General features: G+C 69.8%; 24 protein-coding genes. 12 read left to right on the top strand and 12 right to left on the bottom strand.

Features of this window, described 5'->3' with window-relative positions:
- The first annotated feature begins 26 nt into the window (after positions 1-26).
- Positions 27-1316 carry a ThuA domain-containing protein gene (locus OG570_RS04560; protein WP_326946489.1) on the top strand — a complete coding sequence of 430 codons (1290 nt, stop codon included), beginning with the start codon at positions 27-29 and terminating at the stop codon, positions 1314-1316.
- Positions 1317-1378: 62 nt separating this feature from the next.
- Here the strand turns inward: OG570_RS04560 and OG570_RS04555 are convergent, their stop codons facing one another.
- Positions 1379-1723: a hypothetical protein gene (locus OG570_RS04555; RefSeq protein ID WP_326955716.1), complete on the bottom strand. Its 345-nt coding sequence runs from the start codon at positions 1721-1723 to the stop codon at positions 1379-1381.
- Positions 1720-2985 carry a PepSY-associated TM helix domain-containing protein gene (locus tag OG570_RS04550; RefSeq protein ID WP_326955715.1) on the bottom strand — a complete coding sequence of 422 codons (1266 nt, stop codon included), beginning with the start codon at positions 2983-2985 and terminating at the stop codon, positions 1720-1722. The genes OG570_RS04555 and OG570_RS04550 overlap by 4 nt, the downstream gene beginning before the upstream one ends.
- Before the next feature lie 131 nt (positions 2986-3116).
- On the opposite strand from OG570_RS04550, the gene OG570_RS04545 reads away from it, so the two are divergent.
- From OG570_RS04545 to OG570_RS04520, 6 genes are all read left to right on the top strand, one after another.
- Entirely contained in the window at positions 3117-4424 is a 1308-nt protein-coding gene (locus tag OG570_RS04545) for a family 1 glycosylhydrolase (RefSeq protein WP_326955714.1), read from the top strand.
- A 97-nt stretch (positions 4425-4521) separates the two neighbouring features.
- Entirely contained in the window at positions 4522-5706 is a 1185-nt protein-coding gene (locus OG570_RS04540) for a lipid-transfer protein (RefSeq protein ID WP_326955713.1), read from the top strand.
- Between the two features lie 7 nt (positions 5707-5713).
- Positions 5714-6145: a type II toxin-antitoxin system Rv0910 family toxin gene (locus tag OG570_RS04535; protein ID WP_326955712.1), complete on the top strand. Its 432-nt coding sequence runs from the start codon at positions 5714-5716 to the stop codon at positions 6143-6145.
- A complete protein-coding gene (locus OG570_RS04530; protein ID WP_326955711.1) occupies positions 6142-6981 on the top strand; it encodes a MaoC/PaaZ C-terminal domain-containing protein in 840 nt (279 codons plus the stop codon). Before OG570_RS04535 ends, OG570_RS04530 begins: the two co-directional genes overlap by 4 nt.
- Entirely contained in the window at positions 6981-7850 is an 870-nt protein-coding gene (locus OG570_RS04525) for an SDR family oxidoreductase (protein WP_326955710.1), read from the top strand. The genes OG570_RS04530 and OG570_RS04525 overlap by 1 nt, the downstream gene beginning before the upstream one ends.
- On the top strand, positions 7847-9022 hold the full coding sequence (locus OG570_RS04520; RefSeq protein WP_326955709.1) for an acyl-CoA dehydrogenase family protein: 1176 nt from the start codon (positions 7847-7849) through the stop codon (positions 9020-9022). Before OG570_RS04525 ends, OG570_RS04520 begins: the two co-directional genes overlap by 4 nt.
- 52 nt (positions 9023-9074) lie before the next feature.
- Here the strand turns inward: OG570_RS04520 and OG570_RS04515 are convergent, their stop codons facing one another.
- The 3 genes from OG570_RS04515 to OG570_RS04505 form a co-directional block, all read right to left on the bottom strand.
- Positions 9075-12773, bottom strand: coding sequence for a DNA topoisomerase (ATP-hydrolyzing) (locus OG570_RS04515; protein ID WP_326955708.1), 3699 nt, complete (start codon positions 12771-12773; stop codon positions 9075-9077).
- 29 nt (positions 12774-12802) lie between these two features.
- Positions 12803-14854, bottom strand: a complete 2052-nt coding sequence (locus tag OG570_RS04510; RefSeq protein ID WP_326955707.1) for a DNA gyrase/topoisomerase IV subunit B — start codon at positions 14852-14854, stop codon at positions 12803-12805.
- A gap of 132 nt (positions 14855-14986) precedes the next feature.
- The gene (locus OG570_RS04505) at positions 14987-16315 is read right to left on the bottom strand and encodes a hypothetical protein (RefSeq protein WP_326955706.1); all 1329 of its coding nucleotides are present in this window, start codon (positions 16313-16315) and stop codon (positions 14987-14989) included.
- Between the two features lie 114 nt (positions 16316-16429).
- On the opposite strand from OG570_RS04505, the gene OG570_RS04500 reads away from it, so the two are divergent.
- Both OG570_RS04500 and OG570_RS04495 read left to right on the top strand, forming a co-directional pair.
- A complete protein-coding gene (locus tag OG570_RS04500; RefSeq protein ID WP_247061372.1) occupies positions 16430-17527 on the top strand; it encodes an LLM class flavin-dependent oxidoreductase in 1098 nt (365 codons plus the stop codon).
- The gene (locus tag OG570_RS04495; RefSeq protein WP_326955705.1) at positions 17524-18120 is read left to right on the top strand and encodes an FMN reductase; all 597 of its coding nucleotides are present in this window, start codon (positions 17524-17526) and stop codon (positions 18118-18120) included. The genes OG570_RS04500 and OG570_RS04495 overlap by 4 nt, the downstream gene beginning before the upstream one ends.
- Here OG570_RS04495 and OG570_RS04490 read toward each other — a convergent pair.
- Genes OG570_RS04490 through OG570_RS04480 form a run of 3 tightly spaced genes read right to left on the bottom strand, consistent with a single transcriptional unit; the run spans position 18108 to position 19506 of the window.
- Positions 18108-18707 carry a dihydrofolate reductase family protein gene (locus OG570_RS04490; protein ID WP_326955704.1) on the bottom strand — a complete coding sequence of 200 codons (600 nt, stop codon included), beginning with the start codon at positions 18705-18707 and terminating at the stop codon, positions 18108-18110. The two genes, OG570_RS04495 and OG570_RS04490, sit on opposite strands and share 13 nt — an antisense overlap.
- Positions 18707-19174 carry an SRPBCC family protein gene (locus tag OG570_RS04485; RefSeq protein WP_326946504.1) on the bottom strand — a complete coding sequence of 156 codons (468 nt, stop codon included), beginning with the start codon at positions 19172-19174 and terminating at the stop codon, positions 18707-18709. Before OG570_RS04485 ends, OG570_RS04490 begins: the two co-directional genes overlap by 1 nt.
- Positions 19171-19506 carry an ArsR/SmtB family transcription factor gene (locus tag OG570_RS04480; RefSeq protein ID WP_326955703.1) on the bottom strand — a complete coding sequence of 112 codons (336 nt, stop codon included), beginning with the start codon at positions 19504-19506 and terminating at the stop codon, positions 19171-19173. Before OG570_RS04480 ends, OG570_RS04485 begins: the two co-directional genes overlap by 4 nt.
- A 142-nt stretch (positions 19507-19648) precedes the next feature.
- Here OG570_RS04480 and OG570_RS04475 point away from each other — a divergent pair, with 142 nt between their 5' ends.
- Positions 19649-21109, top strand: coding sequence for a serine hydrolase domain-containing protein (locus OG570_RS04475; protein ID WP_326955702.1), 1461 nt, complete (start codon positions 19649-19651; stop codon positions 21107-21109).
- The gene (locus tag OG570_RS04470; protein WP_326946507.1) at positions 21076-21492 is read left to right on the top strand and encodes a PGPGW domain-containing protein; all 417 of its coding nucleotides are present in this window, start codon (positions 21076-21078) and stop codon (positions 21490-21492) included. Before OG570_RS04475 ends, OG570_RS04470 begins: the two co-directional genes overlap by 34 nt.
- On the opposite strand, the gene OG570_RS04465 is transcribed toward OG570_RS04470, so the two are convergent.
- Positions 21485-22048: a TetR family transcriptional regulator gene (locus OG570_RS04465; RefSeq protein WP_326946508.1), complete on the bottom strand. Its 564-nt coding sequence runs from the start codon at positions 22046-22048 to the stop codon at positions 21485-21487. The two genes, OG570_RS04470 and OG570_RS04465, sit on opposite strands and share 8 nt — an antisense overlap.
- Positions 22049-22109: 61 nt before the next feature.
- Here OG570_RS04465 and OG570_RS04460 point away from each other — a divergent pair, with 61 nt between their 5' ends.
- Complete coding sequence (locus OG570_RS04460) at positions 22110-22781, top strand: TetR/AcrR family transcriptional regulator (RefSeq protein WP_326955701.1); 672 nt, start codon at positions 22110-22112, stop codon at positions 22779-22781.
- 4 nt (positions 22782-22785) lie between these two features.
- Here OG570_RS04460 and OG570_RS04455 read toward each other — a convergent pair whose 3' ends face one another.
- The 3 genes from OG570_RS04455 to OG570_RS04445 form a co-directional block, all read right to left on the bottom strand.
- Positions 22786-23436 carry an epimerase gene (locus tag OG570_RS04455; protein ID WP_326955700.1) on the bottom strand — a complete coding sequence of 217 codons (651 nt, stop codon included), beginning with the start codon at positions 23434-23436 and terminating at the stop codon, positions 22786-22788.
- Between the two features lie 10 nt (positions 23437-23446).
- Positions 23447-23842: a carboxymuconolactone decarboxylase family protein gene (locus OG570_RS04450; RefSeq protein WP_326955699.1), complete on the bottom strand. Its 396-nt coding sequence runs from the start codon at positions 23840-23842 to the stop codon at positions 23447-23449.
- A 77-nt stretch (positions 23843-23919) separates the two neighbouring features.
- Positions 23920-24426 (bottom strand): hypothetical protein, encoded by a 507-nt coding sequence (locus OG570_RS04445; RefSeq protein WP_326955698.1) that lies wholly within the window; start codon positions 24424-24426, stop codon positions 23920-23922.
- Positions 24427-24486: the final 60 nt, after the last annotated feature.

Raw genomic sequence — 24486 nt, 5'->3', positions numbered from 1 at the left:
CCCCGCCCCCACCGGAAGGAACACGTATGCCGTCCAGAACCCGCCGCCCGCTGATCCGGATATTGGCGTTTTTCGCCGTCTTGCTGGGGCTCAGCCTCGGCGGCCCGGCCGCGCCGGTCGCCCACGCCGCGACGCCGTTCAAGGTGCTCGCCTTCTACAGCGGCACCTACGACGCCGCGCACATCAGCTTCGAGAAGGAAGCCAACGTCTGGTTCCCGCAGCAGGCGGCGGCCAACGGCTTCACCTACACCTCGACGACCAACTGGAACCAGCTGACGTCCATCACGCCCGACCAGTACCAGGTGGTCATGTTCCTGGACGACCAGCCACAGTCGCAGGCGCAGTTCCAGGGCTTCCAGCGGTACATGCAGGCCGGTGGCGGGTTCTACGGCTTCCACGTCACGGCCTACAACGACGACACCACGCCGTCGTACGCCAACTGGTTCCACAACGACTTCCTCGGCACCGGCCGGTTCACCTCGAACTCCTGGGGCCCGACGCCGGAGACGCTGAAGATCGAGAACCGCACCCACCCGTCGACGGTGAACCTGCCGGCGACGATCAAGTCGTCGACGTCCGAGTGGTACGCCTGGCAGAACGACCTGCGCCAGAACAGCAACATCACCATCCTTGCGTCGATGGACCAGTCCACCTTCCCGATCGGCACCGACCCGAGTCAGACCTGGTACAGCGGGTACTACCCGATCTCGTGGACCAACAAGAGCTACAAGATGATCTACTCGAACTTCGGCCACAACGCGATGAACTACGACACGAACACCGCGCTGTCCTCGACGTTCGAGAGCGCCGACCAGAACCGCTTCCTGCTCGACGGCCTGAAGTGGCTCGGTGGCGGCGGTACGACCACCCCGCCGCCCGCCGGCACGATCGACCCGTCGGCCTGGTACGCCGTGTCGAACAAGGCGAACGGCAAGTGCGTCGACGCGCGGGCCGCGGCCAGCGCCAACGGCACCGTGATCCAGCAGTACACCTGCAACGCCACCACGGCGCAGCAGTTCCAGTTCGCCCCGACCAGCGGCGGGTACGACCGGATCAACAACCGGATCAATCCGGCGCAGGTCATCGACGTCGCCAACGTGGCGACGACCGACAACGCCGGCCTGCAGCTGTGGGCCTACAGCGGCGGCAACAACCAGCAGTGGCAGCCGGTGTCGGAAGGCAGTGGTTACTACCACTTTGCCGTCCGTCACACCGGCAAGTGCCTGACCGTGCCGGGATCGTCCACTGCGGACAGTGTCCAGCTGGTCCAGGCGACCTGTAACGGCAGCGCCGCTCAGTCGTTCAAGGTCGGCTAGGGGAAGGTCCGTGAATGCCACATCGAGGGACGTAGTGTCCCTCGATGTGGCATTCACGGCTTTCAGCGCCAGGTCGTCTGGAGGCGGATCACCAGGACGGCCAAGGTGAGCAGGGCGACGGCGAGGAGCGCACCTGCCGAGCGCGTGTCGTCTCGGGCGCCCCACGCGAGGGCCGCGGGGAGGATCGCCAGCGACGTCACCAGGTACGCCACGTGCGTGCCCGGTTCGGCTGGGTGGTGATCGGAAATCACGCCTGCGATCGCTTGCGCTAGCAGGGCGAGTTCGATCAGGGCGGCCAGCGGGCGCCAGGGTGGCCAGCGGTAGCGGGCCGCCGCGCTCACGACCAGGGCCGTCAGGCCGGACAGCAGGCAGAGCGCCGTCGTGGCGAAGGCCAGGGGCTCGATCACGCCCGGCGCGCTTTGCGGCGACGGTGTTTCGTGCCGAGGCGGAAGAGCCACGTCGAGATGCCCGTGAGCATCAGCGCCAAGGGCGCCAGGCCGAGGACGACCCAGACGAGCCGCCACCAGCCGTCGACGAGCCAGCCGAAGTGCGCGGCCTCGAACACCTTGCTGTAGAAGCGGTTCGCGGTCGGCTCCGGCGCGGCGTCCACAGAGGACACGTGGGTGGCGTCGTGGCTGTCGACGTACACCGTGCGGTCGCCGCCGAAGAACGCGCGGGCGCCGTAGGGCTGGTAGCCGTCATCCGCGATCGACACCGAGTAGTAGTCGGTGCCTTCGGACGGCGGGACGAGGTAGCGGACGGTGCCGGGGGACGCGGCCAAAGCGGCCGAAGACGCCTGGTCGATGCCGATCTCCGGGGTGCCGGGCGCGGCGGGGTTCGCCGTGAAGCTGTACTTCGTCTCGTCCGGCGTCGAGCCGCCGGTGATCGCGAGCCACGCGTTTTCCACCGGCGGCAGGTAGAACGCGGCGCCGGTGACGCCCCACATCAGCACGAACGGCACTGACACGAGGCCGATCACGTTGTGCAGGTCGTAGTCGCGCGCGAAGCGGCCCTTGCCGAGCCGGACGCGGAAGCCGTGCGAGAACTTCTTGAAACCCGGCCACCAGACGACGATCCCGGTGATCGCCAGCAGGACCATCAGCAGCCCGAGCACGACCAGGAGCAGCAGCCCCCAGTTCGTCCCGGCCGGCCAGTCGAAGCCGATCGACGGCACCGGCGCGGCCAGCCACGACACGTACCCCGGGTCGTCCTTGCAGGTGAACGCGCAGTCGTGCAGGTTCGTCAGCCAGCCCATTACGCCGTCGTCGAGCTTCTGCGGCCCGGTGATCCGCCCGCTGCCGGGGTCGACGGCGTAGGCGGTGGTGTAGTCGCTGTCGCCGACGGCGATGATCCCGCCGTCGTCGCTGACCCAGGCCGCGGCGAACTCCGGGTGCGCCTGCTTGACGAGGTCCCGCGCCTGCTGCAGGCCGAGCGGGCGCGGGCTGTCGGTGTGCGCGTAGAAGTCGCCGTGCGTGGCCCGGAAGTACTCGGCGCGGTAGAGCAGGATGACGCCGGAAGTGGTCTCGAGGACCAGCAGCAGCCCGAGCACGAGCGACGTCCACCGGTGCGTGACGACGAGCGCGCGCCGCACGGGCTTGCGCCGGTACCAGCGCCGGACCGCGCGTCGCGGCGGAACGGTCCTGGTCAGCGTGGGTGCTTCGGCGGTCATGACGTCCTTCGGCTTGGTGAAGATCGAAGTGAGGTTAGCCTTGCTTTACCTCGATTGTCTTCCGTCCTTCGGTGGATGTGCGGCGAGTCACCGCGCCGCTAACATGAAGCTCCTTCATGAATGGGGGAGCGATGCGGCGCAGTGCGGTCCTCGTGGTCCTGGCGGTGCTCGCGGGTCTCGTCGCGGGGGTGTCCCCGGCGGTGGCCGTCACCCAGCCGTTCTTCTGGGGCGTCGCGACCTCGGGTTATCAGGCGGAAGGTGTGGCGCCCGACAGCAACTGGCGCCGCTACGAACAGGCGAAGACGTCGTCGATCAAGGAGCCCTACCGCGAGTCCGTCGACTTCCGGCACAACTACGTCGCGGACATCGACCGCGCGAAGCAGCTCGGCGTGAACGTGTTCCGCTTCAGCGTCGAGTGGGCCCGGATCGAACCGCGGCCCGGGCAGGTCGACCAGGGTGAGCTGGCGTACTACGACGACGTCGTCCGGCACGTCCTCGACGCCGGGATGCGGCCGATGATCACCCTCGACCACTGGGTCTACCCCGGCTGGGTCGCCGACCAGGGCGGCTGGGACAGCGACCGCACGGTCGACGCCTGGCTCGTCAACGCCCGCCGCGTCGTCGACCGCTACAAGGGCCTCGGCGCGCTGTGGATCACGATCAACGAGCCGACCGTCTACCTGCAGAACGAGACGGCCAACGGCGGGCTCGCCGGGTGGAAGCTGCCGTGGGCGCAGGCGCGGCTGGTGCGCGTCCACCGCGCCGCGTACGACCTGATCCACCAGCTCGACCCGGGCGCGCTCGTCTCCAGCAACACCGCGTACGTCCCGGCGGTGCAGGGGGTGCTGGACGCGTCGTTCCTCGACCAGGTGCGCGACAAGCTCGACTTCGCCGGCCTGGACTACTACTACGGCGCGAGCCTCGACAACCTCAGCGCGATCCACGCGGCGAGCGGCGAGTTCTGGAAGGTGACGCCGCAGCCGGACGGGATCTACTACGCGCTGCGGTACTACGCGCGGAAGTTCCCGGGGCTGCCGCTCTACGTCGTCGAGAACGGCATGCCGACCGACAACGGCAACGCGCGGCCGGACGGCTACACGCGCTCGGACCACCTGCGCGACCACATCTACTGGGTGCAGCGCGCGAAGGCCGACGGCATGAACGTGATCGGCTACAACTACTGGAGCCTCACCGACAACTACGAGTGGGGCAGCTACCAGCCCCGCTTCGGTCTGTACACAGTGGACGCTCGCTCGGACGCCGCCCTGGTGCGTCATCCGACGGACGCGGTCACGACGTACCGGCAGCTGATCGACGGGCACGGCGTCCCGGCGGGCTACACGCCGGTCCGGCCGCCGGGCTTCTGCTCGGTCGTCGACGGCCTGGGCAGCTGCCTCGACCCGGCCCGCTACCCGGGTCCGGTGGCTCCGCTGAGCTGACCCCACCTGTCACTTCAGCCCCAAAAGCTGGAGCTTTCGCTAGGAAAGATGCGTCTTCCGGTCTTGATAAATACATGCCGGTCTGTATGTTTGTTGCATGGCGAACAAGGTGTACGTCGTCGGCGTCGGGATGACGAAGTTCGAGAAGCCGGGCCGGCGTGAGAACTGGGACTACCCGCAGATGGCGAAGGAGTCCGGGACCAACGCCCTGGCGGACGCCGGGCTCGGGTACGACGCCGTCGAGCAGGCCTACGTCGGCTACGTCTACGGCGAGTCGACGTCCGGGCAGCGCGCCGTCTACGAGCTGGGCATGACCGGGATTCCGGTCGTGAACGTCAACAACAACTGCTCCACCGGCTCGACCGCGCTGTACCTGGCCGCGGAGGCGATCCGCGGCGGCCGCGCGGACTGCGTGCTGGCGCTGGGCTTCGAGAAGATGAAACCCGGCTCGCTCGGGTCGACCTTCGACGACCGCGAACAGCCGATGGGCAACCACATGCAGGCGCTCGCCGAGATCTCCGAGGTGCTGTTCCCGCCCGCGCCGTGGATGTTCGGCGCCGCCGGCCGCGAGCACATGAAGGCGTACGGCACCACCGCCGAGCACTTCGCGAAGATCGGCGAGAAGAACCACCGGCACTCGGTGAACAACCCGTACGCGCAGTTCCAGGACGTCTACTCGCTCGACGACGTCCTCGCGTCCCGGATGATCTACGACCCGCTGACCAAGCTGCAGTGCTCTCCGACGTCCGACGGCTCCGGCGCGGCGATCCTCGCGAGCGAGGCCTTCGTCGAGGCGAACGGCCTGGCCGAGCGGGCCGTCGAGATCGTCGGGCAGGCCATGACCACCGACTTCCGCAGCACCTTCGACGGCAGCGCGAAGAACATCGTCGGCTACGACATGACGCGTCAGGCCGCGTTGAAGGTGTACGACCAGGCCGGGCTCGGACCCGCCGACTTCCAGGTCATCGAGCTGCACGACTGCTTCTCCGCCAACGAACTCCTGACGTACGAAGCACTCGGGCTCTGTGAAGAGGGCGAAGGCGGAACGCTCGTCGACGCGGGGGCCACGACGTACGGCGGCAAGTGGGTGGTCAACCCGTCCGGCGGGCTGATCTCCAAGGGCCACCCGCTCGGCGCGACCGGCCTCGCCCAGTGCGCCGAACTGACCTGGCAGCTGCGCGGTGACGCCGACCAACGGCAGGTCGACGGCGTGCAAGCCGCACTGCAGCACAACATCGGACTCGGTGGCGCCGCCGTCGTCACCGCCTACCAGCGAGCCTAGGAGAGACATGGGTCAGATCACCGCGTTCGTCGAACTGCCCGCCACGCCGGACAAGGTGTGGGCGGAGTTCTCGAACCCGAACAACTTCGAGAAGTGGCTGACCATCCACACCAAGTGGAAGGGCGACGTCCCCGCCGAGTTCGCGCAGGGCGCCCAGGTGTCCGAGGTCGTCACGATGCTCGGCATGGCGAACACGATCACCTGGACCGTCGACGCTTACGAGGCGCCGCACCGGCTGGTCATCTCCGGGACCGGGATGGCCGGGGTGAAGATCCGGTTCTCGCTGTCGGTCGCGGCGGCCGGCCCGGGCTCGGTGGCTTCGATCGACGCCGAGTTCACCGGCCAGATGATCGTCGGCGCGCTCGGCAAGGCCGTCGAGAAGGACGGCAAGAAGAACCTCGACGAGTCCCTCGGCAAGTTCAAGGCCCTGGTCGCATGAAGTTCGACGCCACCGGGCTGGACAAGTGGACCGACCCCGTCTCCTTCGACGTCACGCGCGAGCGGCTCGTCGAATACGCCTTGGCGACCAATGATCCGATCCCCGCCCACCGCGCGGGTGACGTCGCGAGCCCGGTGTTCGCGATCGTGCCGGTGTTCCAGTCGCTGCTGGAACCGGCCCTCGAAGTCGTGCCGACGTCGTTGTTCGGCAAGGTGCTGCACGGCGAGCAGGACTTCCGGTTCCACCGCCCGATCCGGCCCGGTGATGCGCTGGTGTCCCGGGCCAAGATGACCGGGTACGAGGGGCTGCCGAAGGGGACGCGCGCGACGGTCTACCTCGAGTGCCGTTCCGTTTCCGGTGAACTGGTGAACGAGCAGTACGTGACGTTCTTCGTGCGCGGCTTCGACACCGGTTCGAAGGAAGGTTCACTGGGGCCTTCGCACCGCTTCGACGGCTCGTTGCGCTCGCAGTCGCCGGTGGCGAAGGTCAGCCAGCACGTCGACGACGACCAGACGTTCCGCTACGGCCCGGCCGCCGGCGACCCGATGCCGATCCACCTCGACGAGGACGTCGCCCGGGCCGCGGGGCTGCCGGGGATCATCGCGCACGGGCTCTGCACGATGGCGTTCACGTCGTGGGCGGTGCTGACCGAGGTGGCCGGGTCCGATGTGGACAGACTGCGGCGGCTGGCCGTGCGGTTCGCGTCGCCGGTGCTGCCCGGGCAGGACCTCTCGACGTCGATCTGGGCGGCGGGCCCTGGTGCTTACGCCTTCGAGACCACCGTAGGGGACAAGGTCGTCGTCAAGGACGGCTTCGCCGAGATCGGAGACCACTGATGGGTGCACTCGACGGGCGCGTCGCGCTGATCACCGGCGCGGGCCGCGGGATCGGGCGGGAGCACGCGCTGCTGTTCGCCCGCGAAGGCGCGCGGGTGGTCGTCAACGACCTCGGCGGGGACAACGACGGGAGCGGCTCTTCCACCGGGCCCGCGTCCGACGTCGTCGCGGAGATCCGCGCGCTGGGCGGGGAGGCGGTGGCCAACACGTCGAGCGTGACGTCGTGGGCGGGCGCGTCGGAGCTGGTCGAGCAGGCGGTCGCGGAGTTCGGCCGGCTCGACGTCGTGGTGAACAACGCGGGCATCCTGCGCGACGCGTTCGTCGCCGGGATCACCGAGCAGCAGTGGGACGACGTCATCGCGGTGCACCTCAAGGGCCACGCGGCGGTGCTGCACCACGCGGCGGCGTACTGGAAAGCGCAGTCGAAGGCGGGTACGCCGGTCGCGGCGGCGGTGGTCAACACGGCGTCGGCGTCCGGGGTGACGCTGCCGAACGCGGGCCAGGTCAACTACGGCGCGGCGAAGGCGGGCATCGCGGCGATGACCCTGGTGGCGGCGGCCGAACTGGAGCGCTACGGTGTCCGCGTCAACGCCATCGCCCCGATCGCCCGGACGCGGCTGACGCTGGCGACCCCGGGGATGGGCGCGATCTTCGCGGCACCGGTCTCCGAAGGCGAGTTCGACGCGTTCTCACCCGCGAACATCTCGCCGCTGGTGGCCTATCTGGCTACTGAGAAGTGCGCTTTGACGGGCAAGGTGTTCGCGGTCCAGGGCGGCGCGATCTCGGAACTGGCGGGCTGGCACGACGTCAAGGTGATCGAGACCGAAGGCCCGTGGGGGATCGACGACATCGCGGCGAGGCTGCCGTGATCGAGTGGTCCGAGACGGACCTGCTGGTCCGCGACTCGATCCGCGAGTTCATCGCGAAGGAGATCCGGCCTCAGCTGGACGCGCTGGAGAGTGGTCAGCTGCCGCCGTACGACATCATCCGGAAGCTCTTTGCCGCCTTCGGGCTGGATGTCATGGCTTCGGAGGCGGTCTCGCGGATCTTGTCGCCGTCTTCGGGTTCCTCTTCCTCCTTGGGTGGCCAAGAGACGCTGGCGTTGATCGCGATCAGCGAGCTGGCCGGGGTGAGCCTGGGGATCGTGGCTTCTCTCGGTGTTTCACTGGGCCTGACCGCGGCGACGATCCTGTCGAAGGGGTCGCAGGAGCAAAAAGAGCGTTGGCTGCCGGGCTTGGCGACGTTCGAGAAGATCGGCGCGTGGGCGATCACCGAGCCGGACTCGGGTTCGGACGCGTTCGGCGGCATGCGGACGTCCGTGCGGCTCGACGGCGGCGAGTACGTCCTGAACGGCCAGAAGACGTTCATCACGAACGGCCCGCACGCGGACGTCGTCGTGGTCTACGCGAAGCTGGACGACGGCTCGTCGCCGCGGGACCGGCCGGTGCTCGCCTTCGTGCTGGACCGCGGCATGCCGGGGTTCGTGCAGGGCAAGGCGTTCAAGAAGATGGGCATGATGTCGTCTCCTACGGGCGAGCTGTTCTTCGACGACGTCCGCCTCGGCCCCGATCGGCTGCTGTCGTCGTCCGGTTCCGAGGGCGCGCGGGAGAGTTTCGCGGCGGAGCGCGTCGGCGTGGCGGCGTTGTCGCTGGGCATCATCAACGAATGCCAGCGGCTGTGCATTTCGTACGCCAAGTCGCGTCGGTTGTGGGGGCAGGAGATCGGCCGTTTCCAGCTGATCCAGCTCAAGCTGGCGAAGATGGAGGTGGCGCGGCTGAACGTCCAGAACATGGTGTTCCAGACGGTGGCCAAGCTGCGGGCGGGCAAGCGCCCATCGCTGGCGGAGGCGTCGGCGATGAAGCTGTACTCATCGGAAGCCGCGACGGAGGTGGCGATGGAGGCGGTCCAGCTGTTCGGCGGCAACGGCTACATGGCGGAGTACCGGGTGGAGCAACTGGCCCGGGACGCGAAGTCGCTGATGATCTACGCGGGAAGCAACGAAATCCAGGTGACCCACATCGCGAAAGCCCTGCTGGCCTAGCGAGGTCGTGAGTGAGTAACAGTGTTAGAACACTGTTACTCACTCACGACCGTCAGTCGCGCTCGATGAGGTGGCCCACCACGTCCGGGCCCGGGTGCGCGTGGCCCGAGCCGTCGCGGCGGACGTCCACCTCCGGTAGCTCCACCGGATCTCCGTTGCGGGCCGAACCCGCGGGACGCGGGCCGATCCAGGCCACCCTCAGCTCTGTCTCGCCCTTCAAGAACCGCTGGGCCCTGACGCCGCCCGTGGCTCGGCCCTTGGCCGGGTACTCGCTGAACGGCGTGACCTTGACGCTCACGCCCGTCGCCGTGATCACCATCGGCTCGCCGTGCTCGTCGTCGTCCGTGCGGAGCGCTCCGAAGAACACCGCCGCGCCCGCGCCGACGTTGATGCCCGCCATGCCGCCGCCCTTCAGGCCCTGGGGGCGGACCAGCGACGCCGCGTACTTCAGCAGCGAGGCCTCCGACGTCAGGAACGCCAGCATCTCCGTGCCGTCGCGGAGCCACGTCGCGCCGACGACCTCGTCGCCGTCCTTCAGGCTGATCACTTCGAACTCGTCCGAGCGGACCGGCCACTCCGGCGAACACACCTTCACGACGCCCGCGCGCGTGCCCAGCGCCAGGCCCGGAGAGCCCGCCGCCTGCTCGCCCAGCGGCGCGATGCCCACGACCGTCTCGCCCTTCTCCAGCGGGACCAGCTCGCGAGCCGCCATGCCGCCGCGCAGGGAGACCGTGCCCGCTTGCTCCGGCAGCACCGGCAACGGCAGGACGTCCGTCTTGAACGCCCGGCCGCGGCTCGTCACCAGCAGCACCTGCCCTCGCGCGGTCGTGTGGACCACCGCCGCGACGGCGTCGTGCTTCACACGGCCGTTGCGCCGGCGGGTCTCCGTCGACTCCTCGGACTCCGCCGCCGTGCGCGCGACCAGGCCGGTCGCCGACAGGATCACCTGGCACGGGTCGTCCTCGACCTCCAGCGGCCCGGACGGCTTCGACGCGGCCAGGACCTCCTTCAGGTCGCCGTCGATCAGGGCGGTGCGGCGCTCGGTCGGGAAGTCCTTCGCGATCTTCGCCAGCTCCGAGGAGACGAGCTTCTTCAGCACGGACTCGTCGTCGAGGATCTTCGTCAGCTCCGCGATCTCCTCGCGCAGCCGCTCCTGCTCGGACTCCAGCTCGATGCGGTCGTACTTGGTCAGCCGGCGCAGCGGGGTGTCGAGGATGTACGTCGCCTGGATCTCGGAGAGCTTGAAGCGCGACATCAGGCCGTCTTTCGCGGCCTGCGCGTTGTCGCTCTCGCGGATGAGCTTGATCACCTTGTCGATGTTGAGCAGGGCGATCAGCAGGCCGTCGACCAGGTGCAGCCGCTCTTCACGCTTGCGGCGCCGGTACTTCGTGCGCCGCGTCACGACCTCGTAGCGGTGCCGGAGGAAGACCTCCAGCAGCTCCTTGAGCCCGAGGGTCTGCGGCTGGCCGTCGACGAGGACGAGGTTGTTGATGCCGAACGACTGCTCCAGCGGCGTGAGCCGGTAGAGGTCGGCCAGCAGGGCCTGCGGGTTGACGCCGACCTTGCACTCGATGACCAGCCGGGTGCCGTTCTCGCGGTCGGTGAGGTCCTTGACGTCGGCGATGCCGGTGAGCCGCTTGGACTTGTTGACCTCGTCGGTGATCTTCTCGATCACCTTCTCCGGGCCGACGCCGTAGGGCAGCTCGGTGACGGTGATCGCCTGCCGCCCGCGGCTGCCTTCGAGGGGCCCGGTCTCGACGTTCGCGCGCATCCGGACGACACCGCGGCCGGTCTCGTACGCGCGGCGCACCTCGTCGAGGCCGAGCAGCTTGCCGCCGGTGGGCAGGTCGGGGCCGGGGACGAACTCCATCAGCTTGTCGAGCGTCGCCGTCGGGTGCGTGATCAGCCACCGCGCCGCGGCGACGACCTCGCCGAGGTTGTGCGGGATCATGTTGGTCGCCATCCCGACCGCGATCCCGGACGTGCCGTTGACCAGCAGGTTCGGGAACGCCGCGGGCAGCACGGTCGGCTCTTCGAGCGAACCGTCGTAGTTGGGCCGGAAGTCGACGGTGTCCTCGCCGAGCTCCCCGACGAGCTGCATGGCTTCGGGGGACATGCGTGCTTCGGTATAACGCGAAGCAGCCGGTCCATCGTCTGGGCTACCGAAGTTTCCGTGCCCGTCGATCAGCGGCGCGTTCAGGGAGAAGTCCTGCGCGAGGCGGACCATCGCGTCGTAGATCGCGGTGTCACCGTGCGGGTGGTACTTGCCCATGCAGTTGTGGACGACGAAACCCTCGGCCGTGAATTCGTGCTCGTCAGTGCCGACCTGGATGTCGTAGGTGACGTCCGCCGCGACCGGTTCGACCGAAACGACTTCGAGGAACGAGAACCCCTTCAGCGCGTCGAGCCGCTCGGCGAGCGGGGAGCCGATCCGCCGCAGCTTGTCGATCCAGCCGTCCTGTTGTGCCGATACGACTGGGAACGAGCGCTCGGCCAGCACGATGCCGCCGCCGACGTGGGCCGCCGAGAACTCGGCCATGACCGCCTTGGCGGGCAACCGGTCGTTGCCCTGCTTGCCGCCGTAGCCGTAGGCGATTTCCGTGAGGTTTTCCAGCGCGCTCTTCTTGTAGCCGATCTCGGTCCACGGCAGCAGGATGCGCGCCAGCGCGGCAGCGTCCGATCCGCTGACGGACAGGCCGAGCAGGGTCTTGTGACCATCGGTCTTCGGGTTGGACCAGTGATGACCGTGGATCCCCAGATCCGCGAGCATCGCGTAGACCTGCCGGACGAGCATTTCGCTCGTGCTGACGTAGACGATCTCCCGGTGGTTCTTGCGGATGTAACCGTCGCCGTCGAAGATGCCCGCGAGGAAGGGCGCCCAGGTCGAGCGGTCCGCGAGAACCTCCGCCGGAACGGCCTTCTCATCGCTGCGCGGACTCCCCGCGGCGAGCAGCCCATCGTGGCGGGAGAAGGTCAGGATGTGCTGGTCGCGCCAGCCCGGCTTCGCTGCGACGCGGGTTCCCCGGGATACGCCGAGGCCGTTGGTCACCGCCCAGTCGTGCACCGCGTCGAGTGGCTCGACGTCGCACATGTGGATCCGGACCCGGCCGTCCGCGTCGCGGTTGCGGTCGACCGCGAACCCTTCGGCCGTGATCAAGCCGAGGAGGTAGGCGTAGCGGTCGCCGCCCGCCGGCCGCTCGTCCCGGCGGGCGTTCCCGTAGGCGACGGTCAGCCGCCCGGTGAGGTCGCGGGCGTCCGTCCAGGTCAGCGTCGAGTCTTCGGCCACGGTCCGGAACCGCTGGCCCGGCGTCACGAGCATCGTGTGCCCGTTCGACCACGTGATACGCACGAGGTCGGACGCCGGGTTCTCGTAGACCTCGGTGACGGGAACCGCACGGCCCCGGCTGTCGAGAACCCGGTCGCCGATCTCGATCTCTTCGATCGGCCGCAGTCCGGCCGGGGTCGACACCAGCGCGCCGCGGACGAAGCAGTCACCGACGACGCGGGACGACTTCACATACGCGTGCGTGGGCCGGTAACCCTGCTCGTGCATGGAAAACAGGATCCGGCGGTGCACCGGCTTCAGGCCATCGCGCGCGTCCGGGAGGGCGCGTGAGTGGATGACCGAATACGCGTACTCCAGGTAGGAGTCTTCGATCTCCGTCTTCAGCGAGTTGTCGAAGACGTTCGCACCGGCGGAGTCGAACGCGCTGGGATCGACCTTGGTGGTGGGGCCCTTGCGGCGTGCCACGGCAGAACTCCTTGGTAGCTACGAAAATATCAAGCGTCGATGGCGTCGCGGTCGATCCGGTCCGAGGAGGCGACCAGCCAGTTGCGCCGGGGCTCGACCTTCTCGCCCATCAGCAGTTCCAGCGCGCCCTCGGCGGCGTCGGCGTCGTCCATGGTGATGCGGCGGACCGAGCGGGTGGACGGGTTCATCGTGGTGTCCCACAGCTCGTCGGCGTCCATCTCGCCGAGGCCCTTGAACCGCGGGACCGGCGTGACGATGCTCTTGCCCGCCCGCTCCAGCTGGGCGAACTTCGACTCCATCTCCTGCTGGGTGAAGGTGAAGTGCGTCTCCGGGTTGCGGCCCTTGGTGACGAGCTTGTGCAACGGCGGCATCGCGGCGTACAGCCGGCCGTCCTCGATCACCGGGCGCATGTACTTGGCGAACAGGGTGATCAGCAGGGTCCGGATGTGCGAGCCGTCGACGTCCGCGTCCGCCATCAGGATGACGCGGCCGTAGCGCATGGTCGTCAGGTCGAACGTGCGGCCGGTGCCCGCGCCCAGTACCTGCACGATCGACGCGATCTCGGCGTTCTTCAGCGTGTCGCCGAGCGAGGCCTTCTGGACGTTGAGGATCTTGCCCCGCAGCGGCAGCAGTGCCTGGTACTCCGAGACGCGCGCCATCCGCGCCGACCCGAGCGCGCTGTCGCCCTCGACCAGGAACAGCTCGCTGCGGGAGACGCCGGTGGTGCGGCAGTCGACCAGCTTCGGCGGCATCGCCGCGCCCTCCAGCGCGGTCTTGCGCCGGGCGGCGTCCTTCTGCTGCTTCTGGGTGAGCCGGACGCGGGAGGCGTCGACCACCTTCTGCAGCACGACCTTCGCCTCGGACTTGGTCTTGCGGTCCTCGGTCCAGGCCTTGACGTGCTTGTCGACGATGCCCTGGATGACGCGGGTGGCGCCGGCGGTGGACAGCTCGTCCTTGGTCTGCGACGTGAACTGCGGCTCCGGCAGCCGGACGTGGATCACCGCGGTCATGCCCTCGAGGACGTCCTCGATCGTCGGCATGTCCTCCTTGGGCTTGAGCAGCCCGCGGGTCTTGGAGATGGCGTCCTGCAGCGCCTTCGCCATCGCGCGGTCGAAGCCACGGCGGTGCGTGCCGCCGTGCACGTTGCGGATCGTGTTGGTGAAGCACTCCACCGTGCGCTCGTAGCCGGTGCCCCAGCGCAGCGCCACCTCGATCTCGGCGCGGCGCTCCACATTGGACTGCATGACGCCCGCCGCGTCCGCCGCGTTCTCCTTGTACGTGCCCTCGCCGGTGATCAGCAGCGTGCCGCAGACCGGCTTCTCGCCCGACGGGCTGAGGAAGTCGACCATGTCCACCAGCCCGTGCGGGAAGTGGAAGGTCTCCTCGTTGATCGTGTCCTCGATGGCGGTGCGCAGCACGTACGTGACGCCCGGGACGAGGAACGCGGTGTTGCGCATCTTGGCCCGCACGCCCTCGACGTCGAGCGCCGCGCCGGACTCGAAGTACCGCGAGTCGTACCAGTAGCGGATCGAGGTGCCGCCGCGCTCGCCGCGCTTCATCTTGCCGACGAGGTTCAGCCCGGAGCGGCGGGTGAACTTCGCCTTCGGGCCGGGCGCGTCGAAGGTGCCGGGGACGCCGTGCTTGAACGACATCTGGTGGACCTTGCCGTCCTGCTTCACGGTGACGTCGAAGCGGTGCGACAGCGCGTTGACCGCCGACGCGCCGACGCCGTGCAGTCCGCCGGAGGTCTTGTAGCCCGAGCCGCCGAACTTGCCGCCGGCGTGCAGCCGGGTCAGGACCAGTTCGACGCCGGACAAACCGGACTTGGCGTGCGTGCCGGTGGGGATGCCCCGGCCGTCGTCGTCCACCTGGACGCTGCTGTCGGCGTGCAGGGTGACGACGATCTTCGTCGCGTACCCGGCGACACCTTCGTCCGTGGAGTTGTCCACCACCTCGGAGAAGAGGTGGTTGATACCACGGCTGTCGGTGGAGCCGATGTACATCCCGGGGCGTTTGCGGACGGCTTCGAGACCCTCGAGATGCGTCAGGTCATCGGCCCCGTACAAGGTCTCGGCAGTCACAGGGTCGTTCTCCCGGATCGTGGCTCGCGAAGGTTCAGTGAGGTGCGGACTCGGCCTGCACCGTACTGCAGGATATCCGCCTGCTCCGACAACTTCCGCGCGTCCGTCCCCCGGTGTGGCGTGAACCGCCCCCTAGCGGGGGTCGAAACCGAGGTCGGGCCACAGGCTGAGCACCGCTTCGATCTTCCGCGGGACCTGGAAGCTGTTCCGGAAGTTGGGCTTCTCGCCGATCGTGGCGAGCCCCTTCCGCAGGTCCCCGAACGCCGGCCGCGACACCGTCTCGCGCGTCAGGATGTAGCAGTAGGTGCGGCGCGGGTAGGCGTACTCGTCGATGTAGGCGTGCAGCACGAGGCCGGGGGCCTCGATCCGCGACCCGACCAGCGCCCGGCCCTGCTTCTGGCTGTAGACGCGGATCACGTGCACGCCGGCGCGCAGCGTGCGCGGCGGGTCCTGGCCCTGGCCGTCGTCCGCCCAGAACAGCTCGACGCGGAACGGCGCCTCGCCGTCGTCGCCGGGGTGGGTGTGCTCGCGGGCCAGCTCCTCCAGGCGGTACTCGGCCTCGGCCGACGGTTCGCCGCCTTCGACGATGCTCACCAGGTACAGCTCGGCCGGGCGCGGCCAGGACGGCCGGGGGACGTCGGTGGCTTCGGCCGGTTCGGTTTCGGCCGGAGCCGCAACCGGTTCCGGGGATCCGGCGGTGACCGCGGGGGTTTCGGCGGGTGTGGCGTCCGACGGCTCGGCCGGGGCCGGCGTGTCGGCCACCGCCGGGCGCACCGGCGACGGAGCGGGCGGTGCCGGGCGGACCGGTGTGACCGGCGGGGCCGGGCGGACCGGGGACGGCGGGGGAGTGGCGGCGGCCGGGCGGACCGGCGTCACCTGCCGGGTCGTGACGACCGGCCGGGCCGCGGGCGTGCGGGCCGGCGTCGCCGGACGCGGCGGGGTGACCAGCTTCCCGGCGCCGTACTGCTCCAGGAGCGGCTCCAGGTCACCGGCGGTGAGCGAGGGACCGGCCAGGTCGGCCCATTCGAGCCAGGCCTCCTGAGCCTCCTCGACGGTGTGCTTCTCCGTCGAGAGCGTGACCGCCTCGAACAGCTGCCGCGGGCCGGCGGCGGTGACGTCGGCCGAGCCGACCACCACGAACGCCGGGTCGTCCTCGGCGATCACCAGCTTCGCGTTCAGCCCGCGCAGCGAGTGCACGGCCACGCCGGCCTTCACCCAGTGCAGCAGGGCGTGCGGGCTCGTCGTGCCGGCGAGCACCGAATCCAGGCCCGCGTCCGTGATCAGCGTGTCGCCCGGCTGCAACGGCAGCAGGGCGGCCGCGCCGGGACCGACGTGACCGAAGGCGGCCACCAGGTTCCGGCGTGGGCTGAGCAGTGGGGTGATCGAGGCCCAGATGTCGCGGCCGGTGAGAAGTCGTACCGAACGTTCTGCCAAACCCAGCCGAGCGAACTCCGCGTCCATGCCTCTGACCTTAGCTGGTGCCCCTCGGACGCCGACGGGGCGGAATATCTCTTGCTTGGAAGTAGTTGAACGCGCATGTAAGATGGGCACGCGCCTTCGGAAAGGGAGCAGGTCATGCAGTTCGGAATCTTCACGGTGGGCGACGTCACGACGGACCCCACGACCGGCACCACGCCGACCGAGCACGAGCGGATCAAGGCGATGGTCCGCATCGCGCTCAAGGCCGAAGAAGTCGGTCTCGACGTCTTCGCGACGGGTGAGCACCACAACCCGCCCTTCGTGCCCTCTTCGCCCACGACGATGCTCGGCCACATCGCCGCGCAGACGTCGAAGCTGGTCCTTTCGACGTCGACGACGCTGATCACCACGAACGACCCGGTGAAGATCGCCGAGGACTTCGCGATGCTGCAGCACCTCGCCGACGGCCGCGTCGACCTGATGATGGGCCGCGGCAACACCGGCCCGGTCTACCCGTGGTTCGGCGAGGACATCCGCCAGGGCATCCCGCTCGCCATCGAGAAGTACGCGCTGCTGCGCCGGCTCTGGCGCGAGGACGTCGTCGACTGGGAGGGCAAGTTCCGCACGCCGCTGCAGGGCTTCACCGCCACGCCGCGCCCGCTCGACGACGTCCCGCCGTTCGTCTGGCACGGCTCCATCCGCAGCCCGGAGATCGCCGAGCAGGCCGCCTACTACGGTGACGGCTTCTTCGCGAACCACATCTTCTGGCCGAAGGAGCACTTCCAGCAGCTCATCGCCTTCTACCGCCAGCGCTTCGAGCACTACGGCCACGGGAGCGCGGACCAGGCCATCGTCGGGCTCGGCGGCCAGGCGTTCATCCGGCCGAAGTCGCAGGACGCGTGGACCGAGTTCCGGCCGTACTTCGACAACGCCCCGGTGTACGGGCACGGCCCGACGCTGGAGGAGTTCACCGACCAGACGCCGCTGACCGTCGGCAGCCCGCAAGAAGTCATCGACAAGACGCTGACCTTCCGCGAGCACTTCGGCGACTACCAGCGCCAGCTGTTCCTGATGGACCACGCCGGCCTGCCGCTGAAGGTCGTCCTCGAGCAGCTCGACCTGCTCGGTGAGCACGTGGTCCCGGTGCTGCGCAAGGAACTCGACGCGATGCGCCCGGCGCACGTGCCGGACGCGCCGACGCACGAATCCCTGAAGGCCTCGAAGGACGCGGCGCTCGTCGGGAGCCAGGCGTGAAGCTCGCAGTGGTGACGGCGGGCCTGTCGGTGCCGTCGTCGACCCGGTTGCTGGCCGACCGGCTGGCCGCGGCGACCGTCAACGGGGTCGCGGCCGGGTCGCCGGTCGAGGTGAACGTCGTCGAGCTGCGCGACATCGCGCTGGACGTCACGAAGAACCTGCTCACCGGCTTCCCGAGCCCGGATCTGCGCCAGGCGATCGAGACGGTCACCGGGGCGGACGCGCTGATCGCCGTCACGCCGGTGTTCACCGCCGGCTACAGCGGCCTGTTCAAGTCGTTCTTCGACGTCCTGGACGCGGAGTCGCTGGTGGGCAAGCCGGTCCTGCTCGGCGCGACCGGCGGCACCGAGCGGCACTCGCTGGTGCTCGACTACCAGCTGCGGCCGCTGTTCGGGTACCTGAAGGCGGACCCGGTCGCGACGGGCGTCTACGCGGCGTCGTCGGACTGGGGCAGTGGTGAAGGCGCGCTGCAACGGCGGATCGAGCGGGCGGGCGCCGAGCTGGCGACCCTCGCCGCGGGCCGCCCGGTCGTGCCCGAGACGCCGTCCTTCGTGCCCTTCGACCAGCTGCTGGCGTCCACTCAGGACCGGTAGCGCACCCGGTAACGCAGGTGGGTGACGCCTTCGCCCTCGACGACCTCGACCCGGTCCAGCTCGGCTCCGCCGGCGCCGAGGTTCTCGAAGTAGCGCACGCCCTCGCCGAGGAACACCGGCACGAGGTCGATCGCCAGCTCGTCCAGCAGGCCGAGGGTGAGGCACTGCTGGGCGATGGCCGGCCCGGAGACGCCGACGTTGCCGTCACCCGCGGCCTTCGCCCGCTCGATCGCCGTCTCGACGTCCGGGCAGAACGTGAACGGCGCGAGGTTCTCCGCCGGCCAGTCCGCGGGCGGTGGGCGGTGGGTGACGACGAACGCCGTGCCGCCGCCGGGCGGGCGGCCGCCCCAGCCGTGCGTGTGGTCGAACACCGTGCGGCCGCAGACGAACGCGCTGTGCTCGGCCTGAGCGAGCTGTCGCCGGAGGTAGCCCGCGCTCGCTTCGGCGACGCGGAACGTCATCGGGTAGCCGACCATCGGCACCTCGACGTCACCGGCGGAGTACCAGTCGAACAGCGGCCCGACGGAGTTGTCGGGCCGCGCGACGAACCCGTCCAGCGACATGCAGAAGCTCGCCGCGACGGTCATCAGGCGTCCTTCTCGAGCAGCGTGTCGAGGCGTTCGTACGAGTCGGTGATGCCGGCCTCCATGCCGCTTTCCACGGCCGCGTCGCGGGCTTCGACCGACGGGAACACCGAGTGGCCGTCGATCCGGGTCCGGCCGTCGCCGAGGCCGGTGAAGGTGATCGTCTCGAGGCAGACGTCGCCGGGCGCGCCCTCGAACTCGAAGGTCTGGATGATCTTCCCGGCGCTCACCGTGTGGTAGACGCCGCGGAAGCGGTACTCGCCGCGTTCGTCGCGGTGGACGTAGTGGTAGCCGCCGCCGGACCGCGCGTCCAGTTCCAGCAGTTCCATCTCCATGCCGTGCGGGCCCAGCCAGCGCACGATCAGGTCCGGGTCGGTGTAGGCCCGCAGCACCTTCTCCGGTGCCGCCGCGACCTCGCGGGTGACGACGATGAACGGGGTGCCGGGCTGGGCGGTGATGGTGGTGCTCATCCGTTTTCCTCCAACGTTTCCAGGACGGCGTCGAGCCGCCGGTAACTGCGTTCGGTGGCCAGCCGGTAGGTGTCGATCCAGCTCGTCAGCTCTTCGAGGGCGGCCGGGACGAGCCGGCACGGCCGCCGCTGGCCGTCGCGGCCGCGGCTGATCAGCCCGGCGTGCTCCAGCACCTGCAGGTGCCTGGAGATCGCCTGCTTGGTGATCGCGAAGGGCTCGGCCAGTTCGTTGACCGTCGCCTCGCCGCGGGAGAGCCGGGCGATCAGCGCGCGGCGCACGGGGTCGCCGAGTGCGGTGAACGCCCGATCCAGCGCCTCGTCGTCAACCGTCATCTTTATCAACCAATCTGTTTATCAACCGATGTGTTGACTATAAGAACTCCCGGGGGCGCCGTCAAGGAGGTGCCGAAAGTAGGGGGTGGCTCGCGCCGTCCGGCAGCCGACGGCGAGTGGGGCCGTTGCCTACTTTTGCGCTATGACCAGGCTTTTCGCGCTGCTCGGCGCGTTCTTCTTCCTGCTGGCGACCCCGGCTTCGGCCGCTCCCGCCCGGGAGGGCATCGACGATTACGTCCGCGCCTACCTCGACCACACCGGCCTGCCCGGCGCCGCGGTCGCCGTCACGCACGGCGCCGACGTCGTGCGTGTCGCCGGCTACGGCCACGACGCGGCGGGCGCGCCGATCACCGCGTCGACCCGGCTGCCGATCGCGTCGCTGAGCAAGTCGATGACGGCGTTCGCCGTGCTCCGGCTCGTCGACGCCGGCCGCGTCGGGCTCGATCAGCCGGTCACGCGCTACCTGCCGGAGTTCCGGCTCGCCGACCCGCGCGGCGCCCGGATCACCGTGCGGATGCTGCTCGACCAGACGTCCGGGATGGCCGACTCGGCGTTCCCCGACCTGACGCTGCCGCAGCCGCACACCCTCGCCGAAGCCGTCTCCCGGCTGCGGGACGCGGGCCTGGCCGACGAGCCGGGCGCGAAGTTCCACTACCACAACCCGAACTACGAGGTTGCCGCCCGGATCGTCGAGGTCGTGGCCGGTCAGCCGTTCGCCGACTACCTGCGGACGCGGCTGTTCGCGCCGCTCGGCATGACCTCCAGCTCCACTGTGGACAGTCCGCCGGCCGGCCTCTCGCCGGGGTACGTGCGGGCGTTCGGCTTCGCCGTCCCGGTCGGTGAGCCGGACTGGTTCACCGGCGGCAGCCACGGCGTGCTGAGCACCGCGACCGACCTGACGCGGTGGCTGATCGCGCAGCGGGACGGCGGCGGCGTGCTCTCGCCGGCGTCGGCCGCGCTCGCGCACACCCCGGCGCCCGGGCACGGCTACGCGTTCGGCTGGGGCGCCTACCGGCCGGGACAGCTGTCCCACAACGGCGAGTGGTTCAGCCACACCGCCGCTCAGGTCCTGCTCCCCGGCGGCTACGGCGTCACGGTGCTCGCCACCACCGGGCTGGCCCTGGACAACGACGCCGATTCACTGGCGCAGGGCCTCGCGACGCTCGTGCAGGGCGGGACGCCGGAGCTCGCGCTGCCCGCCGGCGTCGTCGCGGACCGGGTGCTCGCCGGGCTGATCCTGCTCTCGGTGGTGCTCGCCGTGCTCGGCGTCCGCCACGCGCGGCGGTGGGCGGCGCGGCGGACGTCGTGGTGGCGGGCCGGGCTGCGGCTGCTGCCGAGCCTGCTGCCGGCGGTGGTCCTGGCGCTGCTGCCGCAGCTGATGAGCGTCGTGTTCGCCGGCCGGCGGGGCACGTTCGGGCAGCTCCTCTACGTCTGGCCGGGCGTCGTGACCTGGCTCGCGGCGGCCACGCTCTGCGCGTTGGTGGTGTCGGCCGCGCGGATCCGGGTACTCGCGAGTGGCACGCGACGGCACAACCGGGAAGAATCGGACGGAACGAGGGGAGTGGCCGAGTGGGGATCGGTAAACAGGCCAAGCGCGTCATGATCACGGTGGCGGGCGGGATCCTGCTGGTGGTCGGCGTGCTGCTGCTGGTCCTGCCGGGGCCCGGCCTGCTGCTGGTGCTCGCCGGGCTGCTGCTGCTCGCGTCGGAGTTCCCGAAGCTGGAGCGGTACGTCGACCCGGTCCGCGACCGCGCGATGAAGGCGGCCGAGGAGAGCGTCTCGTCACCCCTGCGGATCGCCGGCTCGGTGCTGGCCGGGCTCGCCCTGCTGGCGGCGGGCATCGTCTGGGGCACGGTGAAGTCCCTGCCGTTCAGCGGCTGGAGCACCGGATCGAGCCTGATCCTGTCGTCGGTGATCCTGTTCGCGCTGCTGATCTGGAGCTACCGCCGGGTGAAGTCCCGGCGGGAGGAGAAGGCGGTCAGCTGATCAGCTTGCGGACCGCTTCGGTGACCGTCGCGCGGCGGTAGGCCTCGTCGTCGGGGGCCGTGGCGATCATCTCGACCGTCTGGGCCGACCACATCGCCGCCAGCGTCAGCACCATCATCAGCAGCTGTTCCGGCTCGAAGCGGTCCGAGACCGTGCCGGCCTTCTGGGCCGCGCGGACGGCCTCGACCTTGCCCTTGGCCGAGTCCGCGATCGCCTGGATCGTGCGGCCCGTGCCGGCGCGCTCGAGGCGGTACCAGGCGGAGATCCGCGTCACCTCGGGGTAGGCCACGTAGTTGTCGAACAGCCGGCCGGCGTACCCGGGCAGGTCGTCGGCGGTGATCGGCGTCTCGGCGAGGGTGCGCTCGACGATCGTGTCGAAAACCGCGTCGAACAGGTCGTCCTTGCTGCCGAAGTAGGTGTAGACGAGGCCCGCGCTGCACTTCGCGCGCGTCGCGATCCGGTCCATCCGGGCGCCGGCGATGCCGTGCGCGGCGAACTCCGCCAGGGCGGCTTCGAGCAGCTGACGGCGCTTCGCGGCGGGGTCCCGGGTGGCCATGGCCCCGATTCTAGTTGAACGATCGTTCAGCGCGGCCCGCCCGGACGGTAACCTCGGCCCCATGAGCGGCGGATTCCAGCGCGCCCGGCGGCCCGAGCAGATCGAGGCGCGCCGCACCGCTATCCTCGCCGCCGCGCGCGAGCTGCTCGCCGAGCGGCCGGTCGCCGAGATCAGCCTGCGGGAGCTCAGCTGCCGGGTCGGGCTCGCGAAGTCCAACGTCCTGCGCTACTTCGACAGCCGTGAGGCGATCTTCCTCGAGGTCCTCGACGCCACCTGGACGGACTGGCTCGACGACCTGGAAGCGACCCTCGCCGACCCCGGCCCGGACGAACCCGGCTTCGCCCGCGAAGAACGTCTCGCCGCGACGCTCGCGACGTCGCTGGCCGGGCGTCCGCTGCTGTGCGACCTGATCAGCTCGATGGGGTCGGTCCTGGAACGCAACATCTCGCTCGAGTTCGCCCGCGGCTTCAAGCGCCGCGCGGCCGCGAACACCGACCGGCTCGGCGAGCTGGTCCGGAAGCGGGTCCCCGAGCTGACGGCCGAGGGCGCGGCGCACTTCGCCGGGGCGATGGTCGTGGTGGTGTCGGGGCTGTGGCCCTACGCCAACCCGACCGACGCCGTCGCGGCGGTGACCGCCGAGCTGGGCGGCCCGCCGGCCGGGGAGTTCTTCACGACGGCGCTGGCCGAGGGCCTGGCGAACCTGCTCGCGGGGCTGGTCGCGCGGGGCCGGTGACGGCTCAGCTCGCGCGTCCGGCGGCCGCGTTGATGTCGGGGTTCTCCAGGATCTGCCGCTCGTAGCCGTGGGCCGCGACCTCCAGCATCGCGCGGCCGATGTCCTCGGTGGTCGTCACCACCCGCGGCGCCAGCCGGCTCAGCACCGGGTACAGCGGCGCCGCCACGCGGTAGATCGTCCGGTACAGCGGGGTCTTCGACGTGATCCCGTGCCGCGGCTGGATGTAGCCGGGGCGGAAGAAGAACGTCCGCAGCGGCAGCTTGGCCAGCGCGTTCTCGGTCGCGCCCTTGACGCGGGCCCAGCGCACCCGGCCGCGTTCGGTGCTGTCGGTGCTCGCGCCCGAGACGTACACGAACGTGGTGTCCGCCGGCAGCGTCCGCGCGACCGAAAGGGTGAGCTGGTAGGTGATCCGCTCGTACTCCTCGGCCGCCACGCCGACCGACGACAGGCCGAGGCAGAAGAAGCACGTGTCGTAGCCGGTGATCGGCTCGAGGGCGAAGAGGTCCTTCTCGACCTTCTCGGTGAGCTTCGGGTGGGTGGTGCCGACCGGGGCCCGGCCCACGGTCAGCACCGCCTCGACCCGCTCGTCCAGCAGGCATTCGCGCAGCACGCCTTGCCCGACCATGCCGGTCGCGCCGAACAGGATCACCCGCACGAGCCCACCCCTACTCCCCGGCCACCGGCAGCAGCCCGCGCTCGCCGAAGACCTTCTTGGCCACGAAGGTCGCGTTCAACGCCTTCGGAAATCCACAGTAGACGGCGGAGTGCAGCAGCGCCTCGACGATCTCGGCCGGGGTCAGGCCGACGTTGAGCGCCGCGTTGACGTGCACGTCCAGCTGCGGCTCGCACCCGCCGAGCGCGGTCAGCATGCCGAGCGTGACGAGCTGCCGATCCCGCGGCGCCAGCCCCGGCCGCGAGTAGATCTCCCCGAACCCCCAGGAAACGACGGCCTCAGCCAACGCGGGCGAGACGTCGGCGAGGTTGTCGATGACGCGCTGCCCACCCTCGCCGTCGATCTCGGTCAGGGTCTTCAGGCCACGTTCGAAGCGCTCGTCGGTCATGTCGGGTTTCCTTTCCCCCAGCGATCTCGTCGGGATCGACGCTAGGGGCTGGAGCGCACTCCAGGTCAAACCCGGATTCAGCTCGCCCGCACCGCGTGCGGCAGGGTCGCCGGATCCGGGGTGACGTAGAAGCTGGTGTACGAGGTGTCGGAACGCTGTCCCGCCGCGTTGGCGCTCCAGACCGTCACCGACAGCAGTTCACGCTCCTGAAGCGCCGGCGCGGTGAACTCGAAGGCCGCCGTGCCGTCGGCGGCGGGCTGGACGGCCACCTCCGGTCCGGTGGTGCTCCACGTCCGGACGGAGTAGCCGTACGACGCCAGGCCCGGCTGCACCGGCGTGACCGTGCAGTGGACCACCTGGCCCGGCTGTGCGCCGCCGTTCGCGTCACAGGTGAGCGGCGGCGCCGCGGACCGGGGGTAGAACGAGTAGTACGCCGTTTCCGACACCGTGCCGTCGGCGAAGGTGCTGGTCACCTCGAGGTACTGCGTGTCGGTCGTCAGCGGGGTCAGGACCGCGCTCGCCGTGCCGTCCGGTCCGGCGGGGACGGTGACCGCCGACCCGCCGTAGGTGTAGGTGTAGCTCACGACGCCCGGCACCGCATCGGGCGTCCCCCTGGAGTGTCGGTTCAGTCCCGTATCGAGGGG

It is taken from the genome of Amycolatopsis sp. NBC_01286 (assembly GCF_035982555.1).
Classification (GTDB): domain Bacteria; phylum Actinomycetota; class Actinomycetes; order Mycobacteriales; family Pseudonocardiaceae; genus Amycolatopsis.
The sequence above is the reverse complement of the archived record's forward strand: the minus strand, read 5'-3'. Positions and strand labels throughout refer to the sequence as shown.

Coding starts and splice junctions, on each gene's coding strand:
- OG570_RS04560 (WP_326946489.1), top strand. CDS start 27: ATGCCGTCCAGAACCCGCCGCCCGCTGATCCGGATATTGGCGTTTTTC.
- OG570_RS04550 (WP_326955715.1), bottom strand. CDS start 2,985: ATGACCGCCGAAGCACCCACGCTGACCAGGACCGTTCCGCCGCGACGC.
- OG570_RS04545 (WP_326955714.1), top strand. CDS start 3,117: ATGCGGCGCAGTGCGGTCCTCGTGGTCCTGGCGGTGCTCGCGGGTCTC.
- OG570_RS04540 (WP_326955713.1), top strand. CDS start 4,522: ATGGCGAACAAGGTGTACGTCGTCGGCGTCGGGATGACGAAGTTCGAG.
- OG570_RS04535 (WP_326955712.1), top strand. CDS start 5,714: ATGGGTCAGATCACCGCGTTCGTCGAACTGCCCGCCACGCCGGACAAG.
- OG570_RS04530 (WP_326955711.1), top strand. CDS start 6,142: ATGAAGTTCGACGCCACCGGGCTGGACAAGTGGACCGACCCCGTCTCC.
- OG570_RS04525 (WP_326955710.1), top strand. CDS start 6,981: ATGGGTGCACTCGACGGGCGCGTCGCGCTGATCACCGGCGCGGGCCGC.
- OG570_RS04505 (WP_326955706.1), bottom strand. CDS start 16,315: ATGGACGCGGAGTTCGCTCGGCTGGGTTTGGCAGAACGTTCGGTACGA.
- OG570_RS04500 (WP_247061372.1), top strand. CDS start 16,430: ATGCAGTTCGGAATCTTCACGGTGGGCGACGTCACGACGGACCCCACG.
- OG570_RS04490 (WP_326955704.1), bottom strand. CDS start 18,707: ATGACCGTCGCGGCGAGCTTCTGCATGTCGCTGGACGGGTTCGTCGCG.
- OG570_RS04485 (WP_326946504.1), bottom strand. CDS start 19,174: ATGAGCACCACCATCACCGCCCAGCCCGGCACCCCGTTCATCGTCGTC.
- OG570_RS04480 (WP_326955703.1), bottom strand. CDS start 19,506: ATGACGGTTGACGACGAGGCGCTGGATCGGGCGTTCACCGCACTCGGC.
- OG570_RS04475 (WP_326955702.1), top strand. CDS start 19,649: ATGACCAGGCTTTTCGCGCTGCTCGGCGCGTTCTTCTTCCTGCTGGCG.
- OG570_RS04465 (WP_326946508.1), bottom strand. CDS start 22,048: ATGGCCACCCGGGACCCCGCCGCGAAGCGCCGTCAGCTGCTCGAAGCC.
- OG570_RS04460 (WP_326955701.1), top strand. CDS start 22,110: ATGAGCGGCGGATTCCAGCGCGCCCGGCGGCCCGAGCAGATCGAGGCG.
- OG570_RS04450 (WP_326955699.1), bottom strand. CDS start 23,842: ATGACCGACGAGCGCTTCGAACGTGGCCTGAAGACCCTGACCGAGATC.